Raw genomic sequence first — 559 nt, 5'->3', positions numbered from 1 at the left:
CGACGCTCTCTCGGGTCCACGACGCCGTCGCGCCGGCCGGTGTCGCGTCGGCCGACCGGCTCGACGTGGCCGTCGACGAGGGACCGACGGGCTGGACACTCAGGATCGAACTCCGTGCCGGGTCCCGACACTGGACGGCCGGCGACGCTCCCGCGCCCATCGAGGGGAGCCAGTCGGCGGGGCGACGAGTCCCGGTGCGGATCGCGCCCGGTCGGGTGGAATCCGGCTGGCTTCGGGTGGTGGTGTACCGATGAGCGCCACCGCACTCGACGCCTGCCTCTGTCTGCTGCTGGTCAGTGCGGCCGCGGTCACGGTGGTCAGCACGCCGACACCGACGGCCGACGAAGACCGTGCCGACGCCGTCGCCGAGACGCTGGCTGCGGCGACCGCGGACGTGCCGTACACGCTGCAGCCGGCACCGGACGAGGGCGGGGACGCCGACACGAACCCGGAGTACGAGCGTGTCGCTCACGGGACGCTCGTCTCGCTGCTGGCCGACGCGGCGGTCCGGACCGTCCGTGTCGACGGTGAGCCGCTCACCGGCACCAACGAGGGGTTC

General features: G+C 73.7%; 2 protein-coding genes. Both read left to right on the top strand.

Translation table 11 applies throughout. The features are described from left to right. A partial coding sequence (locus ACFR9S_RS14300) for a DUF7285 family protein (protein WP_379818924.1) occupies positions 1-254 on the top strand: 254 nt, incomplete at its 5' end. Next, a partial coding sequence (locus ACFR9S_RS14295) for a DUF7284 family protein (RefSeq protein ID WP_459077213.1) occupies positions 251-559 on the top strand: 309 nt, incomplete at its 3' end. The genes ACFR9S_RS14300 and ACFR9S_RS14295, both read left to right, overlap by 4 nt.

It is taken from the genome of Halolamina salina (assembly GCF_042678005.1).
In the GTDB taxonomy this organism is placed as follows: domain Archaea; phylum Halobacteriota; class Halobacteria; order Halobacteriales; family Haloferacaceae; genus Halolamina; species Halolamina salina.
This window is presented reverse-complemented; position numbering and strand designations above follow the sequence as displayed.